Source organism: Tistrella bauzanensis (assembly GCF_014636235.1).
GTDB lineage: Bacteria > Pseudomonadota > Alphaproteobacteria > Tistrellales > Tistrellaceae > Tistrella > Tistrella bauzanensis.
On the sequence record NZ_BMDZ01000054.1, the window covers coordinates 1 to 21444 of the forward strand.

The 21444-nt window shown below is 67.0% G+C and carries 15 protein-coding genes; 7 read left to right on the forward strand and 8 right to left on the reverse strand.

What is annotated here, in order from left to right:
* The 4 genes from yajC to IEW15_RS18855 all read left to right on the forward strand — a co-directional run.
* Positions 1 to 605, forward strand: a 605-nt coding sequence (gene yajC, locus IEW15_RS18840) for a preprotein translocase subunit YajC (RefSeq protein WP_306432651.1), incomplete at its 5' end; no start/stop codon positions are given.
* Positions 606 to 700: 95 nt separating this feature from the next.
* Complete coding sequence (gene secD / locus IEW15_RS18845) at positions 701 to 2269, forward strand: protein translocase subunit SecD (protein ID WP_188580793.1); 1569 nt, start codon at positions 701 to 703, stop codon at positions 2267 to 2269.
* 22 nt (positions 2270 to 2291) lie between these two features.
* Positions 2292 to 3251, forward strand: a complete 960-nt coding sequence (gene secF, locus IEW15_RS18850; protein ID WP_188580795.1) for a protein translocase subunit SecF — start codon at positions 2292 to 2294, stop codon at positions 3249 to 3251.
* A 65-nt stretch (positions 3252 to 3316) separates the two neighbouring features.
* Positions 3317 to 3700, forward strand: a complete 384-nt coding sequence (locus tag IEW15_RS18855; protein WP_229708304.1) for an Mth938-like domain-containing protein — start codon at positions 3317 to 3319, stop codon at positions 3698 to 3700.
* 107 nt (positions 3701 to 3807) lie between these two features.
* Here IEW15_RS18855 and IEW15_RS18860 read toward each other — a convergent pair whose 3' ends face one another.
* The 3 genes from IEW15_RS18860 to IEW15_RS18870 all read right to left on the reverse strand — a co-directional run bounded on the left by IEW15_RS18860 (position 3808) and on the right by IEW15_RS18870 (position 7793).
* A complete protein-coding gene (locus IEW15_RS18860) occupies positions 3808 to 4407 on the reverse strand; it encodes a superoxide dismutase (RefSeq protein ID WP_188580797.1) in 600 nt (199 codons plus the stop codon).
* A 346-nt stretch (positions 4408 to 4753) separates the two neighbouring features.
* On the reverse strand, positions 4754 to 5983 hold the full coding sequence (locus IEW15_RS18865) for a hydroxysqualene dehydroxylase (protein ID WP_188580799.1): 1230 nt from the start codon (positions 5981 to 5983) through the stop codon (positions 4754 to 4756).
* Position 5984: 1 nt separating this feature from the next.
* Entirely contained in the window at positions 5985 to 7793 is a 1809-nt protein-coding gene (locus tag IEW15_RS18870) for a phytoene/squalene synthase family protein (protein ID WP_188580800.1), read from the reverse strand.
* A 292-nt stretch (positions 7794 to 8085) separates the two neighbouring features.
* Here IEW15_RS18870 and IEW15_RS18875 point away from each other — a divergent pair, with 292 nt between their 5' ends.
* Positions 8086 to 8943, forward strand: coding sequence for a phytoene/squalene synthase family protein (locus IEW15_RS18875; RefSeq protein WP_188580802.1), 858 nt, complete (start codon positions 8086 to 8088; stop codon positions 8941 to 8943).
* 17 nt (positions 8944 to 8960) lie between these two features.
* Here the strand turns inward: IEW15_RS18875 and trmFO are convergent, their stop codons facing one another.
* Positions 8961 to 10328, reverse strand: a complete 1368-nt coding sequence (gene trmFO, locus IEW15_RS18880) for a methylenetetrahydrofolate--tRNA-(uracil(54)-C(5))-methyltransferase (FADH(2)-oxidizing) TrmFO (RefSeq protein WP_188580804.1) — start codon at positions 10326 to 10328, stop codon at positions 8961 to 8963.
* Between the two features lie 100 nt (positions 10329 to 10428).
* Positions 10429 to 10974, reverse strand: a complete 546-nt coding sequence (locus IEW15_RS18885) for a hypothetical protein (protein WP_188580806.1) — start codon at positions 10972 to 10974, stop codon at positions 10429 to 10431.
* A gap of 598 nt (positions 10975 to 11572) precedes the next feature.
* Between IEW15_RS18885 and IEW15_RS18890 the strand changes: the two genes are divergently transcribed.
* Together IEW15_RS18890 and IEW15_RS18895 are read left to right on the forward strand one after the other, a co-directional pair.
* Positions 11573 to 14920 (forward strand): autotransporter domain-containing protein, encoded by a 3348-nt coding sequence (locus IEW15_RS18890; protein WP_188580808.1) that lies wholly within the window; start codon positions 11573 to 11575, stop codon positions 14918 to 14920.
* Positions 14921 to 15027: 107 nt separating this feature from the next.
* Complete coding sequence (locus IEW15_RS18895) at positions 15028 to 15807, forward strand: DeoR/GlpR family DNA-binding transcription regulator (protein WP_188580810.1); 780 nt, start codon at positions 15028 to 15030, stop codon at positions 15805 to 15807.
* A gap of 76 nt (positions 15808 to 15883) precedes the next feature.
* On the opposite strand, the gene uvrA is transcribed toward IEW15_RS18895, so the two are convergent.
* The 3 genes from uvrA to IEW15_RS18910 all read right to left on the reverse strand — a co-directional run bounded on the left by uvrA (position 15884) and on the right by IEW15_RS18910 (position 21290).
* Positions 15884 to 18787 (reverse strand): excinuclease ABC subunit UvrA, encoded by a 2904-nt coding sequence (gene uvrA / locus IEW15_RS18900; protein WP_229708306.1) that lies wholly within the window; start codon positions 18785 to 18787, stop codon positions 15884 to 15886.
* A gap of 140 nt (positions 18788 to 18927) precedes the next feature.
* Positions 18928 to 20538: a methyl-accepting chemotaxis protein gene (locus IEW15_RS18905; RefSeq protein WP_188580813.1), complete on the reverse strand. Its 1611-nt coding sequence runs from the start codon at positions 20536 to 20538 to the stop codon at positions 18928 to 18930.
* A gap of 116 nt (positions 20539 to 20654) precedes the next feature.
* Positions 20655 to 21290, reverse strand: a complete 636-nt coding sequence (locus IEW15_RS18910) for a hypothetical protein (protein ID WP_229708309.1) — start codon at positions 21288 to 21290, stop codon at positions 20655 to 20657.
* Positions 21291 to 21444 lie beyond the last annotated feature (154 nt).

The window sequence follows — 21444 nt, forward strand, 5'->3', positions numbered from 1 at the left end:
CCTCCCAAGCCAAAAAGGTCGACAACGAGAGATTCAGACTTTTTCCGCCCTGTCACGCACAGTTTCACCCGATTGCCCTGGGGCAGGGGGCGGGTTCGCTTTGCAAAGTGGCAGTGCGCCGTTATAGTCCCGACACGACTGCGCCGGAGCCGGCTTGCGGCTTCGGCTATCTCATTGCCAACGCATCACCTTACGGGGACGTCTCGATGCTCATCTCTCCGGCCTATGCGCAGGCCGCCGGCGGCGACGGCGGCGCCGGCATGCTTATGCAGCTGCTGCCGCTGCTCCTGATCTTCGTCGTCTTCTATTTCCTGCTGATCCGTCCGCAGCAGAAGAAAGCCAAGCAGCATCGCGAGATGATCGCGGCGCTGCGCCGTGGCGACCGGGTGGTGACCGCCGGCGGCATTGTCGGCACCATCGTGAAGGTGGATGACGACAGTTATGCGACGCTGGAGATCGCGCCGGATGTGCGGGTGAAGGTCATGCGGCACACCATCACCGACAAGGTCGCCGCCACCGAACCCGCGTCCAGCCGCCGCAAGGCCGCCAAGGACGTGGTCGAGGATGCGGACGAGACCGTCGAGACCGATAAGACCGAGAAGTGACCTGACGGACAGTTGCGATCGGGCGCCCGTCGTCTGATCGCGACTGTCCTCAGCGCCGCCATCATCGCCCGCCCCGCCCACCCTCGACGGTATCCATGCTGCATTTCGCCAAGTGGAAGACCGTGCTGATCATCGCGATCTGCCTGATCGGCGCGCTCTTCACCGCCCCGAATCTGATCGGGCGCCAGACGCTCGACAGTCTGCCCGATTGGCTGCCCAAACAGCGCATCAGCCTGGGGCTGGATCTGCGCGGCGGATCGCATCTCCTGCTCGAAGTCGATATGAGCGCCGTCCTGCGGGAGCGGCTGAACGCCGTTTCCGACGATGTCCGCGCCCGACTGCGGGAAGCCGGCATCGGTTATGCCGGGATCGGCGTCGATGGCGACGCGGTCGTGGTCCGGGTGCGCGATGCGGCCGATGCCTCGCGCATTGCCGACGAGATGCGTGGCATGAATGCCGGCCTCGATGTCGAGGCCGCCGACGGCGTGGTCCGCGGTCGGTTCACCGCCGCCGAGATCGCCAACCGTCGCGATCAGACGCTGGCGCAGTCGATCGAGGTGGTCCGCCGCCGCGTCGACGAGCTTGGCACGCGGGAAGCGACCATTCAGCGCCAGGGTGACGAGCGGATCATCGTTCAGCTGCCCGGCGTGGAAAACCCCGCCGAGATCAAGGCACTGCTCGGCACCACCGCCAAGATGAGCTTCCGGCTGCTCGACCCCACCACCAGCGCTTCCGAGGTGCTCTCGGGCGGGCGGTTGCCGCCGGGCTCCGAGATCCTCGACGGCACCGGCCCCGGTGGCCAGCCGACGAAATATGTCGTTCAGCGCCGGGTGCTGGTCTCGGGCGAACGGTTGACCGACAGCCAGCCCAGCTTCCAGAACAACGAACCCGTGGTCAGCTTCCGCTTCGACAGCGTCGGCGGCCGGCGCTTCGGCGAGGCGACCCAGCAGAATGTCGGTCGCAACCTCGCCATCGTGCTCGACGAAAAGGTGATCAGCGCGCCGGTGATCCGCGAGCCGATCCTGGGCGGGTCGGGCGTGATTTCAGGCACCTTCACCGTGCAGGAAGCCAGTAATCTGGCGGTGCTGCTGCGCGCCGGCGCCCTGCCCGCACCGCTGACCGTGATCGAGGAACGCACCGTCGGCCCCGATCTGGGCGCGGATGCCATCGCCCGCGGCGAGATTGCCAGCGTGCTGGCCTTCGTGCTGGTGGTGCTGTTCATGGCCGCCTATTACAAGCGGCTCGGCGTCTTTGCCGACGTCGCGCTGTTTGCCAATCTGGTTCTGCTGCTGGGGGCGCTGTCGGCGCTTCAGGCGACCCTGACGCTGCCGGGTATCGCCGGCATCGTGCTGACTCTGGGCATGGCGGTGGACGCCAATGTGCTGATCTATGAGCGCATCCGCGAGGAACTCGGCAATGGCCGATCACCGATTTCCGCGGTCGAAGCCGGGTTCAAGGGCGCCATGACCACAATTATCGACAGCAACCTGACCACGCTGATTGCCGCGATGCTGCTGTTCCAGTTCGGAGCCGGGCCCGTCAAGGGCTTTGCGGTCACGCTGTCGATCGGCATCCTGACGACGCTGTTCACCTCGGTCTTCGTGACCCGGCTTCTGGTCGCGTCCTGGCTGAAGCGGGCGCGTCCGAAGACCCTTGCCTTCTGATCGAGCCGGGAGCCCGCAGCAGATGAAATTCTCTCTCAATCCCGGCCGGACCAATATCGACTTCTTGCGATATCGCGTGGTCGCCTTGGTCTTCACCGCGGTTCTGACCATCGGCATCATTGCGCTGGTGGTGTTCCGTGGCCTCAATTTCGGCATCGACTTCACCGGTGGTGTGCTGGTCGAGGTGGAAACCTCCGGCCCCGCCGATCTGAGTGCCATGCGCGCAGCACTCGGCGACGGCGCCTTCGGCGACGTGTCGCTGCAGAATTTCGGTTCCGAAAATGCGGTGCTGATCCGGCTGAGCCAGGATGACACCGCCGGCGACGCTCAAGGCCGGCTGGTCGAAGAGGTGCGACGCACCCTGGCCGAACGCGTCGACCCGCAGATCCAGATCCAGCGTGCGGAATTCGTCGGCCCCAAGGTCGGCGGGGAGTTGATCGAGGGGGCGGTCATTGCCTTCGTCGTCGCGATCGCGGCGATGATGGTCTATGTCTGGTTCCGCTTCGAATGGCAGTTCGGCGTCGGGGCGGTGCTGGCCCTGTTCCACGACGTGATCATGACGATCGGCATGTACGCCATCACCGGGTACGAGTTCAACCTGACCTCGGTGGCGGCGGTACTGACCATCATCGGCTATTCGCTGAACGATACGGTGGTGATCTTCGACCGGGTGCGCGAAAACCTGCGCAAATATCGCGACATGACCGTGCCCGAGCTTCTGAACCGCGCGGTGAACGACACGCTTGCCCGCACGATCATGACCGGGCTCACCACCCTCATCGCCCTGTTCGCCCTGTTCTTCGTGGCGGGTGAGGCATTGTCGGGCTTCACCTTTGCGATGATCGCGGGGGTTTTCATCGGCACATACTCCACCATCTTCATTGCTGTGCCGGTGCTGGTCTATCTGAACCTTCAGCGCCGTCAGCGCGGCCGTGTGGGTGGCGAAGACGACGCCGATGCGGCCGGTGCGGCCGACGCCTGACCTGGCGGCTCGGCGATGCAGCCCGATGTGTCGGTCAACGCAGCAACCCCGAAGGACCCAAGCCGATGATGGACCTGACACCGAAGCTTGCCGATGGCGCCAAGGTGGTGCAGGGTTATGCCGCCGGCCGCTTCCGGATCGCCGGAGAGGTCGTCTCCGGATCGGTTCTGATCCTGCCGGCGGCGGTGGAGCCATGGTCGGCCACCGACATTGCCGGTGCCACGGTCGAAAGCCTGGCACCGATGATCGCCGCCGGTCGTGGCGGGGCGGTCGAAATTCTGATCATCGGTTGTGGCGCCCGCACCCAGCTGGTGCCGCGCCCGCTCCGCGATGCCCTGCGTGATGCCGGGCTGAGTGTCGAGTTCATGGACACGGGTGCGGCGGCCCGCACCTACAACGTGCTGATGATGGAAGACCGCAAGGCCGCGGCGGCGCTGATCGCGCTCTGATCGCATCCGCAGGCCTTGGACGAAAAAACCCCCGCCGATGCATGCGCCGGCGGGGGTTTTTCATGAAGGCTGTCGGGTGCCGGCGGCCGTGGCCGCCGGATACCGGATCAGGCCGCGCCGAGATTGGCGGCGGCGAAATCCCAGTTCACCAGATTGTCCAGATACGACTGGATGAAGTCGGGGCGCCGGTTCTGGTAATCCAGATAATAGGCGTGCTCCCAGACGTCCAGGGTCAGCAGCGGCGTGGCGCCGGTGCCGACCGGGGTCTCGGCATTGCCGGTCTTGACCACCTCAAGCTTGCCGTCCTTGACCACCAGCCAGGCCCAGCCCGAGCCGAACTGGGTGGTGGCGGCGGTCTTGAAGGCGTCCTTGAACTTGTCGAGGCTGCCGAAATCGGCCTCGATGCGCTTGGCCAGTTCGCCGGTCGGCGCGCCGCCGCCGTTCGGCTTCATCGAATGCCAGAAGAAGGTGTGGTTCCAGACCTGGGCCGCATTGTTGAACACGCCGGCCTTGGAGGCATCGCCACGGGTCTTGACGATGATGTCCTCAAGGCTGGCGTCGGCGAGATCGGTGCCCTCGACCAGCTTGTTGAGGTTCACGACATAGGTGTTGTGATGCTTGCCGTGATGGAACTCAAAGGTCTGGGCCGAGATGTGCGGCTCCAGAGCGGTCTTGTCATAGGGCAGGGCGGGAAGTTCGAACGCCATGACGATCCTCGTCCTCGTTGTCTTTTTACCGTGAAGCCGCCGTTCCGGCGGCCCCAGGGGGCAGGGCGGCATAGTTGTCACCCACACGGGCAACATCTCCGCTGGCGGAAAGGTTGCACGGGCGGGCAAGACGATTGCGGCCGCGATCCCCCCGGGTGGTGATAGCTTGAATGCCCGGTCTGTGCCAGCCTCCGACGCCTCCGGTGATGCGCCATTGGCGGTGGAGACGGGCAGGCCGTCGGCGGTAGCGGATCGCCCGTCATTCCTCGGGCATCGCGCAACCGTCGTGGCGCAATATGGGGCCAGATGCGGCTGTGGCCAAGAGGTGCCGTCGACATGTCACGGGTCAGCGGGCGGTCAGCACCGCGCGGGCGGCGGCACGGCCGCTGAGAACCGCACCTTCGATGGTTGCGGGCAGGCCGGTGTCGGTCCAGTCGCCGGCCAGATAAACCTGCCGCTGCATGCTGGCACCGGGCGGTGGGCGCCGGGCTTCGCCCGCCGGATCATGGCGCATGGTCGCGCGCTTTTCCTTCACCACACGCACCGGCGGCATGTCTCGTGGCAGACCGGCATCGGCGCCCAGAGCGCTCCGGATCTCGGCCCAGCCGATCGCCGCCAGTCGCTCGGCCGGATCGCCCACCCGATCATCGGCGGCACTGGTGGTGATCGACAGAATGCCGTCTCGGTGAAATATCCAGTCGGCGAGCCCGCCCACCACCATCAGCGCATCCGGCAGATGGCTGGTCCCGGCCCCGGCGGGCAGGGCGTAATGCAGGTTCAGGATCGCCGACGACCCCTCCGGCACCCGCAGCGCCGGCAGCAGCCGTTTCGCCGCGGCCGGAGGCACCGCCAGAATGGTCGCCTGATCCGCAGCCGGTTCAGGCAGGCGATCGACGGCGGCCCCAGTGCGCAGGATGGCGCCAAGATCGCGCAGCCGCGCCAGCGCCGGGGCGATCAGGGCGGCATCCAGTCCGCCTTCCACCAGATACAGGCGCACTCCGGCCGGCCCCGCCAACGCCAGCCGGCCCAGAAGCCGCCGGACCAGCCGGGTGTCGGCGTCGGCCGGATCGATGTTCAGCGCTGCGCGGATCAGCGGCCCCAGTAGCAGCCGGCCACACGGCGTCGAGAGCAGTCTGGGATGGTCACGCCCGATCCGGTCGTTCCGGCCACCAATAACCACCAGCCGCAGCAGGGCGGCCAGATCGCCGGAACCGGCGCCGATTGCACGAAGGGCTGCCAGCGGCCGATCCAGGTCCAGATGCAGCCGTCGGGTGACGTCGCCGCCGGGAGCATCGAGCACGACCACCGGATAGACCGGTGGCAGCATTCTGAAACAGCCACCGACGCGGCGCACGAAATCGAGCGCCGCGGGATTGGCGCCCAGCAGCACATGCGTGCCATTGTCGAGCCGGCGGCCGGTCTCGCGATCGTCGAACGACCGGCAGCGGCCGCCGGCACCGGGGGCCGCCTCCAAAATCTCCACCGCCAGCCCGGCTTCGGCGAGGTCCAGGGCAGCGGCAAGCCCGGCGATGCCGGCCCCGACGACCAGGGCGCGGCGGCAGGTGGGACCGGTCACCTCAGCGACCAAGCCGGGCATTGACCGCGTGGACCACCGCGACGCGCATCGCGCGCCGTTTCAGCCGCCGGCGGGTCGGCTGGTCGATGCTGTCGAAGCCGGTCGCCTCCAGCACCGCCAGCAGGCCGCGATAGGCATCGCCCATCGCCATTGCCGGTCGCAGCCGGCGACGTAATGCGGGTTCAGGCGGAAGGGCGGCATCGGCTGCCGCGAAGGCCGCGCGGGCGGCGCGGGCCAGCGCTGTGGCGGCCGGCCGGCGTGCCGGTCCCTCGATGATCTCCACCGCCGGCAGCCTCGGGTCGACACCGGCGGCGATGATCGCCTCGGCCGGCAGATAGATCCGGCCACGAACCGCATCTTCATCCAGGTCGCGCAGGATGTTCACGAATTGCAGGGCCCGGCCCAGTTGTTGGGCATAGTGATGGCCGCGATCGCCCGGCACGTCGAAAACCGGCAGCGCCGCCTGGCCGACGGCGCCCGCCACCCGGTCGACATAGCGCAGCAGGGCCGGCCAGGTGGGGGCAAAGGCGGCGCCGTCCAGACAATCGCTGCGACAGCCGGCAATGATCATGCGCAGCGCGGTTGCCGGCAGCCCGTGGCTGATCACCGCCGTGCCGATGGTGGCATCTTCGGCGGCATCCATGGCCGGATGTGCAGCGGGCAGTTGGCCCGAGGCCATCGCCAGCAGCCGGTCGTCGATCAGATCCAGGCGCAGACGGCGGATATCGGTGGCATCGACGCCATCGGCGATGTCGTCGACCATGCGGCTGAACCCGTACAGCGCCAGCATCGCCGGCCGGCGGTCGGCCGGCATCAGCCGCACGGCCATACTGAAGCTGCTGCCGCCGATGGCGGTGCGCCCGCTGGTGCTGCCCGGGTAGAGTTCGGCGAATGCGGTGCCCAGTATTGCGCCCAGCCAGTCGCGGCGGCGCGGTCGGACCATGCCGGCCAGGGGATCTGCGCCGGTGAACCGGCGGCGGTGGCGACGGGCGATGCGCAGCGTCAGCCCGGCCTGGATGCGCAGACGCCGGAACGGTGTCTCCATCGGCAGCGACGCCGCCCGTGCCAGCAATTCATCGATGGCATCAAGCATCCGCCCGATTGCGGCACCAAGCCGGGGCGGTGCCGCCGGTGCGCCCAGGACCGCGACACCAAGGCCGGCATCGGCCAGCCAGCGTCCGGGAATCCAGACCCGGCCGGCGGTGCGGTAATCGCGCCCCAGGTCACGCAGATGGTTCAACAGTTGCAGTGCCACGGCCAGATCATCGGCGGCACGGCCACGCCGCTGGTCGTGGTCGCCGGCCGCCTGCATCAGCACCCGTGCGACGGGGGCCGCCGACAGCCGGCAATGCGCGTCCAGATCGGCCCAGTCCTGCGGTCGGAAGCCGTCGACATCGCGACGCGATGCCTCGGCCAGATCGGCCAGCGTCTGAACGCTGATATCGGCGGCGCGCAGTGCCGCTGCTGCGTCGCGGGCCAGTCGCCCCAGTTCGCGCGCCTCCGGCGATGCCGAGTCCCCCGCGTCCCTGGTCAGGATCTGCGGGGCGGCATCAGGCGTCAACCCGCCCCTAAAGGCATCGATGGCCGCGATCCGTGTGGCCGCCGGCAGAGTCTGATCGTCGGCGATATCGTCGAGCCTGCGGGCAGCGCGATAGAAGGCATGGATCGCCGGCCGGGCCGGGCCGGGCGGTGCGGCCCATGACAGGACGGGAAAATCCTCTCGCCCCGCGGCCAGGGTGCGGGTGGCGATGTCGGCGCGGGCCGGGGCGGGCTGTACGGGGCGAGGCAGGGGATTGGCGTCAGCCGGCATCGGCGGTGTGGTCTCCGGTCTGGCGTCAGAAGATGTGGGTGGCGCCAGAAAATGTGGGTGGCGTCAGAAGGGTGGATGGCGTCAGAAGGGTGGATGGCGGCCGCCGTCCCAAACCATAACATCACCCGGTTTGCGGTGGACCCCCTGAAGCCTGTATCGTCGCACAACTGCGGCCGGGCTGCACCCGGACGGGTGCAGCCCCGATGCCTCCGATGCCGATCATACCCGATCTCCGTCATCGCCACAGGCCCCGTCATCGCCACAGGCCCCGTCATCACCACAGGAAGACTGTATGCCGACTGCCACCGATATCGAACGCCATGCGGCCCTCGACGCCTGCGCCGCCGAGCTGACCACCACCGACCCCGATCGCTTTGCCTGCCTGATGCTGGCACCGCCGGAGCAGCGGCCGGGGCTGGTGGCCCTGCTTGGTTTTGCGTTCGAAACCGCCAAGACCGCCGATGTGGTCAGCGAGGCGATGATCGGTGCCATCCGCCTGCAATGGTGGCGCGAGGCGCTGGACGGGATCGAGGCTGGCACGCCCCGCCGGCATCAGGTGATCGATATTCTGGGGCCGGCCATGATCGTCCATGATCTGCCGCGCGCGCGGCTGGACCGGATGATCGATGCCCGCGAGGTTGATCTGGAGCCGACACCATTTCCCGATCTGCCGGCGCTGGAGCGTCATGCCCGCGACACCGCCGGCCAGCTGGCCCGGCTCCAGGCCCAGGTTCTGGGCGTCACCGACGCGGCCCTTCTGGATGCGGCAGAGGACGCGGGCACCGGTTTCGGGCTGGTCGGCACATTGCGGGCCCTGCCATATCAGGCCCGCCGTCGACGGGTGCATCTTCCGCTCGACCGAATGACGACGGCCGGCCTGACGGTGAGTGCCGTGGTGGAACCGCATCTGCGCAAGGATCAGGCGGCTCGGGCCCTGTGCGAGATCGTCGCCGCCATCGCCGGTCGGGCAGAGGCCATACTGACCGACAGCCGCCGTGCCGGCCGGCTGCCGCGCCCTGTTGCCGGCCAGGGCGCATTGGCCCGGCTGTATCTGAAGCGGCTGGCCGATGCCGGTCATGATCCCTTCGCGCAGCCGGCCATGCTGTCGCCGGCACGCCGGGCCTTCACGCTGTTGATGACCCGCGGCTGAGCCGGTTGGCCCTTACGTCACGCCGCTGGCCGGGTTCCCGCAGCCGGTGCGGCATCGGCCCAGGGTCCGATATCGTCCAGGGCGCGGCGCGCCATGTTGGCCTTGCGCTCATTCTTGCGGACACGGCCTTCCAGCGGGGCGAACAGGCCGAAATTCACGTTCATCGGCTGGAAGGTTTCCGGGTTGGCGGCGCCGGTGATGTGGGCCAGAAGCGCCCCCATGGCGGTGGTTGCCGGCGGGGGCAGGGCCGCCACGCCCAGCGCCTCGGCGGCCGCGAACCGGCCGGCCAGCAGCCCCATTGCGGCGCTTTCCACATAGCCTTCAACACCGGTGACCTGGCCTGCGAAGCGCAGATGGGGTGCCACCTTCAGCCGCATGGCACCATCCAGAACCCGCGGGCTGTTGATGAAGGTGTTGCGGTGGATGCCGCCCAGCCGGGCGAATTCGGCGCCGCCAAGTCCCGGGATCATCCGGAAGATGCGGCTTTGCTCGCCATATTTCAGCTTGGTCTGGAAGCCGACGATGTTCCACAGCGTGCCCTGGGCGTTGTCCTGGCGCAGCTGGACCACGGCATGCGGCGACCGGCCGGTGCGCGGATCGGTCAGCCCCACCGGCTTCATCGGCCCGAAGCGCAGGGTCTCCGGCCCGCGCTCGGCCATCACCTCGATCGGCAGACAGGCCTCGAAATACGGCGTCGACTTCTCCCATTCCTTGAAATCGGTCTTCTCGCCGGCGATCAGGGCGGCGATGAAAGCTTCATATGTCTCGCGATCCATGGGGCAGTTGATGTAGTCGGCGCCCGTGCCGCCCGGCCCCGGCTTGTCATAGCGCGACTGCATCCAGGCAATGTTGAAATCGATGCTCTCGTGATGGACGATCGGGGCGATGGCATCGAAAAAGGCAAGACTGTCTTCGCCGGTGGCCGCCCGCACCGCCTCGGCGAGTGCAGGCGAGGTCAGCGGGCCGGTGGCGATGATCGTGGGGCCCCACTCGGCCGGCGGCAGGCCGGTCACCTCCTCACGCCGGATCTCCAGCAACGGGTGGCTACGCAGCCGCGCTTCCACCGCGGCCGAAAAGCCATGCCGGTCGACGGCCAGCGCGCCACCGGCCGGCACCTGATTGGCGTCGGCTGCCGCCATGATCACGCTGTCGGCGCGGCGCATCTCGGCATGCAGAACGCCCACCGCATTGGCGGTCGCATCATCGGACCGGAAGGAATTGGAGCAGACCAGCTCCGCCAGCCCATCGGTGGAATGCGCATCGGTGGCCCTGACCGGCCGCATCTCGTGCAGGACGACCGGCACGCCCGCGCGCAGCACCTGCCAGGCGGCTTCCGATCCGGCGAGGCCGCCGCCGATGATATGAACCGGGTTGGGGGTGTTCACAGCGCACAACCTTTCCGTCGCCGACGACCTGATCCGGCCGCCGCCTCAGGACATAGTACAGTCGCGCCCGACCCTCAAGCCGCAAGCGCGGTGGTGGCTGTCATGGCCGCCGGGGCTGGCGGCTGCTGGCTTCCAATGCCGCCGGACAGGTTGCCGCCCGGAACCCGGCCAGGCCCAGTGCCGCCACGACCACCGCGACGTCGTCGGGGCGTACTGCATCGGCGGCATGGCTGTCGCGTGTGGTCAGCGTGAACAACGCACCGCCGACCAGCAAGGCGGTCACCAGTCCGGCCCGCCGACGCGCTTCCGCCGGCGCGATCATCGGCTGCACCAGTTCGCGCGCTTGTGCGCCACGGCTGATGAGATCGGCGATGGTGTCGGCAATCATCGCCATGTCGGCTGGCGCGGGGCCCGTGGCCGGGCGGCTGGGCTCAACAGGCGATCCGGGTGCCGCGGCATCGGCCAGCAGCCGGCGCCCGATGCGCGCAATGCTCTGGGCGGCCGCATCCGGTTCCAGCCCTGAAAGACCGGGCGCGCGTGGATCATTCGCGGCCAGAATCGCCGGCAGTGACCGGATATCGGCTTCGCGCGCCTTGCCGGCGGAACCTGCCTGACCGGAGTCCGGTTCGTGGGCGGCGCGGTTCACAGCACCCGACCGCGCCACATCTCCGGCAGATGTTGCAGGGTCCGCATGTCGCCCTTGTTCCGGATCCAATACACAAAGATCGTTCTTCGCCGCCGATGCACCAGGCATGTGGCAAAATCTCCCGGTCTGATCCCGATCTCTCGCGGTTATCGTCCGTTCATGGGAATGCGGATGCGGGCGACGCGATCCGCCCATCCTGCCATGCCCGCTGGGGCACAGTTCTGTCGCTGTGCTTCTGATCGTAGACCAACGCTATGACAGGAGGGCTGGTTCAGCAAGAGATGGCGGGGCATTTCCAGTGGCATTTCCATTATAAATTCGATAGATGGCCCAATTTGCGATGGTTGCTTTCAAAACCCGCTAAAGTTGTGATGAATCGACAACTATTCGCCGGCGAATGATGGTGTGGCTGTCGGGCGTGCGGCGGACCGGGTCGAATGGGCGGTGCAAGGCATGCCCGATCACGCAAGGCGCTGCGGAAGATATCGGGCGTGTATTGTCATCTGAAATGTCATCTTTCCTACATTATACGTCTGTATTCTGACATTCGGTGCCGGGCCCGGCTTCCCCCTCCGGCACCGAAATCGAGGAAAACGAGATGAACCGCACCGACCTTCGCGCAAGGCCGTCCCGCAGCCGCCTGCAGATCCTGCTTCTGTCCACGGTGGCCATCCTGCCGCTTCTTCCCGCGCCGGCACTTGCCGGAGAGGGCGAGATGCGAATCCTGTCGTTGAACACCTGGATCGACCGCTTCAAGCCGAACCCGGCCGCGGCGATGTCTGAGTTCCTGGTCAATGGCGATTACGACATCCTGACCTTCCAGGAGCTGCGCGGCGACAGCACCTATCTCTCGACCATTCCGCCACTGCTGGAGAATGAGGGGCTGGGCACCTATACCACCGGGCAGTCCGGCGATGTCGGCGTGGCGTCCCGGCTCGCGGGCAGCCATGGCAGTCATGAGGATGGCGTGCGGGTCTCGTATCAGACCGTGGACGCGCAGAACAAGACGCCCGAGACGGTCGTCGGCACGGTGCATCTGAACTATTACGACGAACCGACCTATCGTATCGACGAGGCCAAGGCGCTCAACGACTGGGCGAAAGCCCAGGCCAGGCCGGTCATCATCACCGGCGACTTCAATGCCGGCGATCTGTCGGAGCGCGGCCTGCACAATGCCGAGCAGCAATCCTATCTGTTTGCCCGCACCATCATTGACGGCGGCAGTTCCGACCTCTGGCGTGATCTCGCGCAACAATACACGCCTGAAGGCCGCGAGGCCGATTTCCTGGCCTATGTCGCCGCGATGCAGGCGACGGACGACAATGGCAACGCCCGATACCGCAATGTCATCCAGAGCTATTTCGACAGCCATCGCGACGAATTCCCCGGGATCGACAGCATTTCCAGCATGAGTTGGCGGCAGTGGGAACAGATCGTCGCCAAGGACATGGCGGGGAACGGCCTGACCTTCGAAGATGAAACCTATCCGGTCGCAAGCAACGTCCCGCAGACGCTCAACATCCTGAAGAAGCAGTACATCCTGCTGCAGAAGGACAGCGAGCGAGAGGTCTTTGCCCCGCATGGGCTGGGCGACGGCAGCACCACCTGGCCGTCTGCCGGCGAAGACCACACCAACACCTGGACCAGTTGGGACCGGGTGACGATCGACCATTTCATGGCGGCACGGCCCTTCGGCAAATGGCAGGTGCTGGCCGACGACCCCGATGACGCCTATACCGGCGTGCTCGACGACACCGGCTATGCCAATGACGGCACCACGCCGCTCTCGGATCACGAGCCCGTGGCCCATGTGGTCAAATGGGTCGGCCCGGCGCTTGAGACCTATACCGCCGCAGATGGTGACGCGACCCGCCTGATCTGGGGCGAGGCCGCCGGCGTCTTTGCCGAAAAGGGCAAGATCTTCTACCTGACCCGCAACAATATGCGGACCGACCTTTATCTGGGCCAGATCGCCGACGAGAACGGCATGCCGGTCCTGTCCGGCCTGACCGAGGACGAGAAGAAGACCCTGCTCGATTGCGCGAGCGACGATGCGCGTCTTCAGGCGGCGATCCAGGAATACTGTATCGACGATCACAGCTTCATCGGCGAGACCCTGGTGACTGATGCCGGCACCGTGATCGTCGACGAGGATGCGGCTCTCGGTAACGCCACGGCGCGGCTCAGGCTCGACAATGGCGGCCTCAGGATCGCCGGCACCCGGATGGCGACGCTCGCCCGCGATGTGTCGGTCGAGGCCGGCGGCGGTTTCATCGAGGTTGCCGATGCCGATGCCGCCGTCACGGCCTCGGGTGTGTTCAGCGGCAGCGGCGCCTTCGCCAAGACCGGCGCCGGCACTCTGACGCTTGCCGCCGACAACAGTTTCACCGGCACGACCACGGTCGAGGCGGGCCGGCTGAATGTCGACGGCTCGCTGGCCGGCTCCGCTCAGACCACCGTCCGCGATGGCGCAACGCTGGGCGGCACCGGCACCGTCGGCAACCTTGCCATTGCCTCGGGCGCACGTCTCGCCCCCGGCGGGTCGATCGGCACGCTGAAGGTTGCGGGCGACCTGACCATGGCCGATGGCGCGATCTATGAGGTCGAGGTCGATGCCGATGGCAAGGCCGACCGGGTCGACGTCACCGGCACCGCCGCCCTGGCGGGCTCGGTTTTGGCCATGGCCGCCGGCGGCGATTATGCACCGCAGACCGACTACACGATCCTGACCGCCGATGGTGGTGTGACCGGCCGCTTCGGCACGGTGACCAGCTCGCTCGCCTTCCTCGACCCGACGCTGCGCTATGACACCACCGATGTCACCCTGCGGCTGGAGCGCAACGACACCAGCTTCAACAGCGTCGCCGGCACGGCCAACCAGCGCGCCACGGCCGCGGCGGTCGAGACGCTGGGCATGGGCAATGCCGTCTATGACGCGGTGGTGCTCACCGATGCCGGCACGGCCAGTGCCGCTTTCGAAAGCCTGTCGGGCGATCTTCATGCCTCGGCCGCGGGCGCGCTGATGCAGGGCGCGATGGCCGTCGGCGACGTGGTCGCGGCTCAGGGCGGGCTCAGTGGCGGGGGGATCGGCGCTGGCGACGCGCCGGCGTCAGCCGCCTATGGCGCCGGGCGGATGTGGCTGCAGGCCTATGGTGCCTGGGGCTCCAATGATGGCGATCAGGTGGCCTCGGTCGACCGCAACAGCGCGGGCACCCTGTTCGGTCTGGATGCGGCGGTCGGCGATGGCTGGCGGATCGGCGCCTTCGCGGGCTTTGGCCAGGCCACGGTCAAGCAGGACGGCACCGGCGGCAAGCTCGATGCCGACAGCTACCATGCCGGTATCTATGTCGCGACCCGCACCGGCGCGGTGGGCTTCCATCTGGGGGCCGCCTACAGCCTGAACGATGCCGAGACCTCTCGCCGGGCCAGCTATGCCGGCACCACCGAAACCCTCACCGCCGGCTATGACGTGGATGCGGCACAGGTCTTCGGTGAAGTGAACTATCGCATGGCAACCAGCCAGGGCGCGTTCGAGCCTTTCGCCGGGGTCACGCATCTGCGTCTGTCGGGCGAGGACTTCACCGAAGCCGGCGGTGCGGCGGCCCTGTCCGGCGACGGCATCGACATGCGGACCACCTTCACCACGCTGGGCCTGCGCACCGTGCAGGAATTCGGCCTGGGCGAGACACCGGCCGCCTTCCGGGCGGAACTGGGCTGGCGCCATGCCTTCGGCGATGTCGACCCCGATGCGGATCTCCGCTTCGCCGCCGGCGGTTCGGGCTTTGGCGTCACCGGCGCATCGATCGCCGAGAACGCCGCGATCCTGCGCACCGGCCTCGACATCGGCCTCACCGATGATGCCGGCCTGGCGCTGGGCTATGGCGGGCAGTTCGGCGATGATGCCACCGACCATTCGGTCACGGCGAAACTGCATGTGCGGTTCTGATCGCACATCCATCCGATGATGGGGATGAGGGAGGGGACAATCCCCTCCCTTTCCTCGTAAGAATGCGGTCTCATCAGGGCGAGACCTCATTTGGCTCCGGGGGCTGAATGGACGACACGGACAAGAAGAGCCGACGCCAGGCACAACTCGTCGCGCATCTTCAACACCATCGCTTCATCTCGCTCGACGAGATATCGACCCGCTTCGGGGTGACCACCCAGACGGCGCGCCGGGATCTGATCGATCTGGAGGAGGCCGGTCTCGTCCGGCGGTTGCATGGCGGCGGCACGCTCGCCGCCCCGCCCATCGATCCGCCGACCTATCGCCGGCGGCGGGTGGAGAATGCCGATGGCAAGGTGCGCATCGGCGAGCGGGTGGCGCAGCTCGTGGGCGACGGCTCGGCCGTCTTCCTCGACACCGGCACCACCTGCGAGGCGGTCGCCCGCGCACTCACCCGGCGGGAGAGGCTGCGGGTGGTGACCTACAGCCTGCGCAGCGCCACCTTGTTGAGCGAGGTGGAGACCGCGACCGTCGCGGTTCCCGGCGGCTTCGTGCGCCATGTCGATGCCGGCGTCTTCAACCACGACACCGTGGATTTCATCGGTGCCTTTCGTTTCGACACGGCGGTGATATCGGTCAGCGGCATCGACGAGCACGGCGTGATGGGCGATGACGATCATGGCGAGGTGCAGGCGGTCCGCGCGGCGATGCGGCAGGCCGACCGCACGATCCTCGCGGTCGATGGCAGCAAGTTCTTCCGCCGCGGCCTGGTCTCCCTGGCCGCGATCACCGAGGTCGATCTGGTGGTCACCGACAGCGCGCCGCCGCCGGCGATCGCGGCGCTGCTTGCTGACGCCGGCGTCAGGATGGAGTTGATCGGGGGCTGACCGGCTTGGAGCGAGCCTGCATCAGCCCCCGGCGCATCGGTCGCCCGGTACCAGATCGTCGCCCGGTACCGGATCTTTACCCGGCGGCGGCAACCCGGGCGGCATCCCGCTTTTCGTGCTCAAGATCCAGATGCCGCGCCAGATACTGGCCGGTGTGGCTGGCCGGATTGCGGATGATCGTCTCCGGCGTGCCGACACCCACGATCTGGCCGCCGCCGGATCCGCCCTCCGGTCCCAGATCGATGATCCAGTCGGCGGTCTTGATCACATCCAGATTATGCTCGATGACCACCACGGTATTGCCCTGATCGACCAGGGTGTGCAGCACCTCCAGCAGCTTGCGGACGTCGTCGAAATGCAGCCCGGTCGTGGGTTCGTCGAGGATGTACAAGGTCCGGCCGGTTGCCCGCCGCGACAGCTCCTTGGCCAGCTTCACGCGTTGCGCCTCGCCGCCCGACAAAGTGGTGGCGGCCTGACCCAGCCGGATATAGCCAAGCCCGACCTCGGCGATGGTGCGCAGCTTGTCACGGATCGACGACATGGCGTGGAAGAATTCCACCCCCTCGTCGACCGTCATGTCCAGAACATCGGCGATCGACCTGCCCTTGAACTGGACCTCCAGAGTCTCGCGGTTATAACGCTTGCCCTTGCAGGCATCGCACTGGACATAGACGTCGGGCAGGAAATGCATCTCGATCCGGATCACGCCGTCGCCCTGGCAGGCTTCGCAGCGCCCGCCCTTGACGTTGAACGAGAACCGGCCGGGCTTGTAGCCGCGGGCCTTCGATTCCGGCAGGCCCGCGAACCAGTCGCGGATGGTGGTGAACAGGCCGACATAGGTGGCGGGGTTCGATCGCGGCGTGCGGCCGATCGGCGACTGATCGATGTTGATGATCTTGTCGATATGCTCCAGCCCGTCGATCCGGTCGTGCTGACCGGGATGGGTGCGGGCATTGTTCAGCCGCCGTGCCACCGCCTGATACAGCGTCTCGATCACCAGGGTGGATTTGCCACCGCCGGACACGCCGGTGACGCAGGTGAAGGTGCCGAGCGGGAAGGATGCGCTCACATCCTGCAGATTGTTCGACCGGGCGCCGATCACGCTGATGCTCTCGCCGATGCCCTTGCGCCGTTTTGCCGGCACAGGGATCAACTGCCGTCCGGTCAGGTACTGGCCGGTCAGCGAGGCCGGATTGGCCATGATCTCGGCGGGGGTGCCCTCGGCGATGATTGTGCCGCCATGCTCGCCGGCACCGGGGCCCATGTCGATGACATGGTCGGCCGAGCGAATGGCGTCTTCGTCATGCTCCACCACCAGCACCGAATTGCCCAGATCGCGCAGGTCGCGCAGCGCCGCGAGCAGCCGGTCATTGTCGCGCTGATGCAGGCCGATCGACGGCTCGTCCAGCACATAGAGCACGCCGGTCAGCCGCGATCCAATCTGCGAGGCCAGCCGGATGCGCTGGCTTTCGCCGCCCGACAGCGATCCGGACCCCCGGGCGAGGGTGAGGTAATCCAGCCCGACTTCGGTCAGGAAGCGCAGGCGTTCGTTGATTTCCTTCAGGATCCGCTGGGCGATTTCCAGGCGCTTGGGATCGAGCTTGCGCTCAAGGCTGGCGAACCAGTCGCGGGCGGCACCGATCGACAGTGCCGTCACCGCGCTGATGTGGCACATGTCGATCTTGACCGCGAGGGCCGTGTCCTTCAGGCGGTGGCCGCCGCAGGTCTCGCAGGGGCGGGTGCCCTGGAAACGCGCCAGTTCCTCGCGCACGAAGGCACTGTCGGTTTCGCGCCAGCGTCGGTCCAGGTTCGGGATCACGCCTTCGAACGGCCGGTCGACGGTATAGTCGCGGGCGCCGTCCTCATAACGGATGCGGATGGCTTCTTCACCGCTGCCGAACAGAATGACCTGACGAACCCGGTCGGTCAGCTTTTCCCAGGGCTGGTTCAGGGTCACCTTGTAATGGGCGGCAATGCCGGTCAGGGTCTGCTGATAGAACTGCGTGGTCGATTTGGCCCAGGGGGCGACCGCGCCTTCCCGCAGGCTGATGGTCGGGTCCGGCACCACCAGATCGGGATCGAAATGCATCTTCACGCCCAGCCCGTCACAATCGGGGCAGGCGCCATAGGGGTTGTTGAAGCTGAACAGCCGCGGCTCGATCTCGTCGATCGTGAAGCCCGAAACCGGGCAGGCGAAGCGCGATGAAAAGGTCGTGCGCTCTCCGGTCTCGGCATTCTCGGCGATCATGATGCCATCGGCCAGTTCCAGCGCGGTCTCGACACTGTCGGCCAGCCGGTTGCCCAGCCCGTCGCGGACCACGATCCGGTCGACCACCACCTCGATCTCGTGCTTGCGCTTCTTGTCCAGCGCCGGCGCATCCTCGATCTCGTGGATCTCGCCGTCGATCTTCACGCGGGTGAAGCCGCGCTTCATCAGCTCGGCCAATTCCTTGCGGTATTCGCCCTTGCGGCCCCGCACGACCGGCGCCAGCAGCAGCAGCCTGGTGCCGTCGCCCATCTCGATCATCCGGTCGACCATCTGGCTGACGGTCTGGCTTTCGATCGGCAGTCCGGTCGCCGGCGAGTAGGGAATACCGACCCGCGCCCATAACAGGCGCATGTAATCGTAGATCTCGGTGACGGTGCCGACGGTCGATCGGGGATTGCGCGAGGTGGTCTTCTGCTCGATCGAAATTGCCGGCGACAATCCGTCGATCCGCTCCACATCCGGCTTCTGCATCAGTTCCAGAAACTGGCGGGCATAGGCCGACAGGCTTTCGACATAGCGGCGCTGGCCTTCGGCATAGATCGTATCGAAGGCAAGCGACGACTTGCCCGAGCCGCTCAGGCCGGTGATCACCACCAGCTTGTCGCGCGGGATATCGACATCGACATCCTTCAGATTGTGTTCCCGCGCGCCGCGGACGCTGATCAGCTTGGTCGTGTCACGCGTGGTGTCGCGGAGAGGAGTATCACGCACCGGGCAAACCCTTCTTGTCCATGGGACAGCACACGAACAAATAGTGCACAAAGGCCCGGTCGTCACGTGGCAAATCCGCGAGCACCTGCCATGCGACACGCGCATGGCAGGTGCGGTGGCGGATCAGTCGGCAGGCTCGGTCAGGCGGCGCGCAGATGGCCCAGGAAGTTGTTGACCCGGTCATTCAACCGCCGGCCCTCATCGACCAGTGTGGTGGAGGCGTCCAGCACCTGATGCGCCATGCTGCCGGTATCCGTGGCCTCACGCGATACAGCACCGATGGCCTGGCTTACCGCATCGGCACCGGTCACTGCGCGGCTGATAGAGTCCACGATCTCGGCGGTGGCGGAGCGCTGGCGGTCGACGGCGCCGGCGATGTCGCCCACGATCGCGCTGATCCGCCCGATGGTGTCGCCGACACCGCTGATCGCCCCCGCGGCATTACCGGCCACAGTGCGGATTTCGCTGATCTGGGCCTCGATCTGCGCCGTCGCCTGTGCCGTCTGGTTGGCCAGGGATTTCACCTCGGACGCCACCACCGCGAAGCCCTTGCCGGCGGCACCGGCGCGCGCGGCCTCGATGGTGGCGTTCAGCGCCAGCAGGTTGGTCTGTTCGGCGATAGCGCTGATCAGCTGCACGACTTCGCCGATCCGGGCCGCGGCATCGACCAGCCCGATCACGGTCTGGTTCGACCGGGCGGCCTCGGTCACGGCATCGCCGGTGATCGACAGGCCTTCGGCAACCCGGTTCTGGATTTCGGCGATCGCCGATGACAATTGTCCGGTCGATGTGGCGACGGTCTGGACATTCGCGGCCGTGGCGCTGGCCGAGGCCACGACATCGGAACTGGTATCGCGGGCCCGTTCAGCACTGGCGCTGAGGGCGCCGGCCGTGGACCGCATCTGGGCCGAGGATGCCGTCACGGTCTGGACGACATCACCCATCGCGGTCTGGAAATCCTGTGCGAGCCGGTCGAGCGCCGCCTGTTTCTCGGCCTCGACGGCGGCGCGATCCTGATCGCGCGCGGCTCTCAGCCGTTCGGTCTCGACCATGCCGTCGCGGAACACGACCAGCGCATGGGCGATGGCACCGATCTCGTCGCGCCGGTCCATGCCGGCTATGGTCGTGTCGAGGCGGCCGTCGGCCAGACCGCGCATGGCATCGACAGCCGCGGTCAGCGGCCGGGACAGCAGCACCCGCAGCCCAAGGATCAGGCCGGCAACCAGCACCAGCACGGCCACGACCGCGGTCAGTGCCGAGCCGAGAATCGCTTCGGTGGATTCCGCCTTCACCGTGTCCAGCGACCAGGCCGCGGCAATGCTGCCGACCATGCGCCGGTCGCGGCCGGCCAGCACCGGCCGGACCAGCAGCACGTGGCCGGCAGTGACCTCGTCATGATACCGGCCGGCATTCAGCGCCTCGGCGGCACGCCCGTGCAGGGCGGCGAGATCGACCCCGGCCAGCCGCGAATCGGTCAGCGATGCGATCTGTCCGCCATCGGCGTCGAAGGCGGCAAGGCTGGCGAGCCGGTTGTCGGGCCGTTCCAGCAGGGGCTGTACGATCGCCTCGATGCCGGCGGCCTTTCTGTATTGCACGCCGCCGCTCACCTGATCGGCCAGCAGATCGGTAATCGTCCGGTCCGAGCGCAGATAGGCGGCTTCCAGCGAATCTGCGCGGCCGACGGCGTCGCGCAGACCGGTGATCGTCAGAACCACGGCGACGAGAGCGGCCAGAACCAGGGTCAATGTCACGTGCAGGCGTCTGGTCCGCCTGAAAACCGTCGTCGAGCGCATAGGGGTATCGTCCTCCCGGCGATGGCCGTGGCCGGCGGTGATGAATGCGTTACGCTTTGATAGGGCCGGCGTCGTCAGAGCGCGTCGAGCGCCTCGACATCGATGCCGAAGGTCACGGCACCGATCGGTTTGGCGGTCGCCGGATCGACCACCGGCAGGCTGACCTGCACGGTGTAGCTCTGGGTGCTCTCGTCGAAATCGACCTCCGACAGGTGGCGGGCATCGGCCCCCTTCAGAAAGGTCTCCTGCCATTTGGCCTCGTCACCCTGCCAGTAATCGGAGGTGACATCGCTCATCGCCACATTCAGGCCGCGATCATCCATCGCGAAGATCTCGGCGATCAGCCCCTCGCTCGCCGTCTTGGCATCGCGCAGCAACGCCGAAGCCGGGGCGGCTTGCACCTTTGAAATGGTCGGCGTGGCGGCGGTGCCGACCTCGGCGCGCCATGCCGTATCCAGCGCCTTGATATCGGCATCGCTCAAAGCGGCGCTGGTCTGGTTCTGGGCCTGGATGGCGGCGATCAACGCCGGATCGGTCAGCACCGGCCGCAGGATCCGGGCGTCGATCGCATCGATTTTCGCGGTGATCGCGGGATCAGGGCCGGCGGCACGGGCCGGATTGGCTGTCATCAGGGCGATGGCGGCGGCAAGCCCCAGGCCCAGGGCGATGATCGGGCCGGCAGGCGCAGAGGCGGTCGTGGTGTCGGCCATGGCGGAGCGTCCTTCGTCGATGAACAGGAGCCGTGCGGATGCCGGCGAAAAGTCGCCGCGGCTGTACACGCATCTGGTATCTCGACTGTATCGCCAATTCCTTATCAAATGTTTTAAGTGGTGACCGAAAATTAGGAGAGAACGACGAAACGCG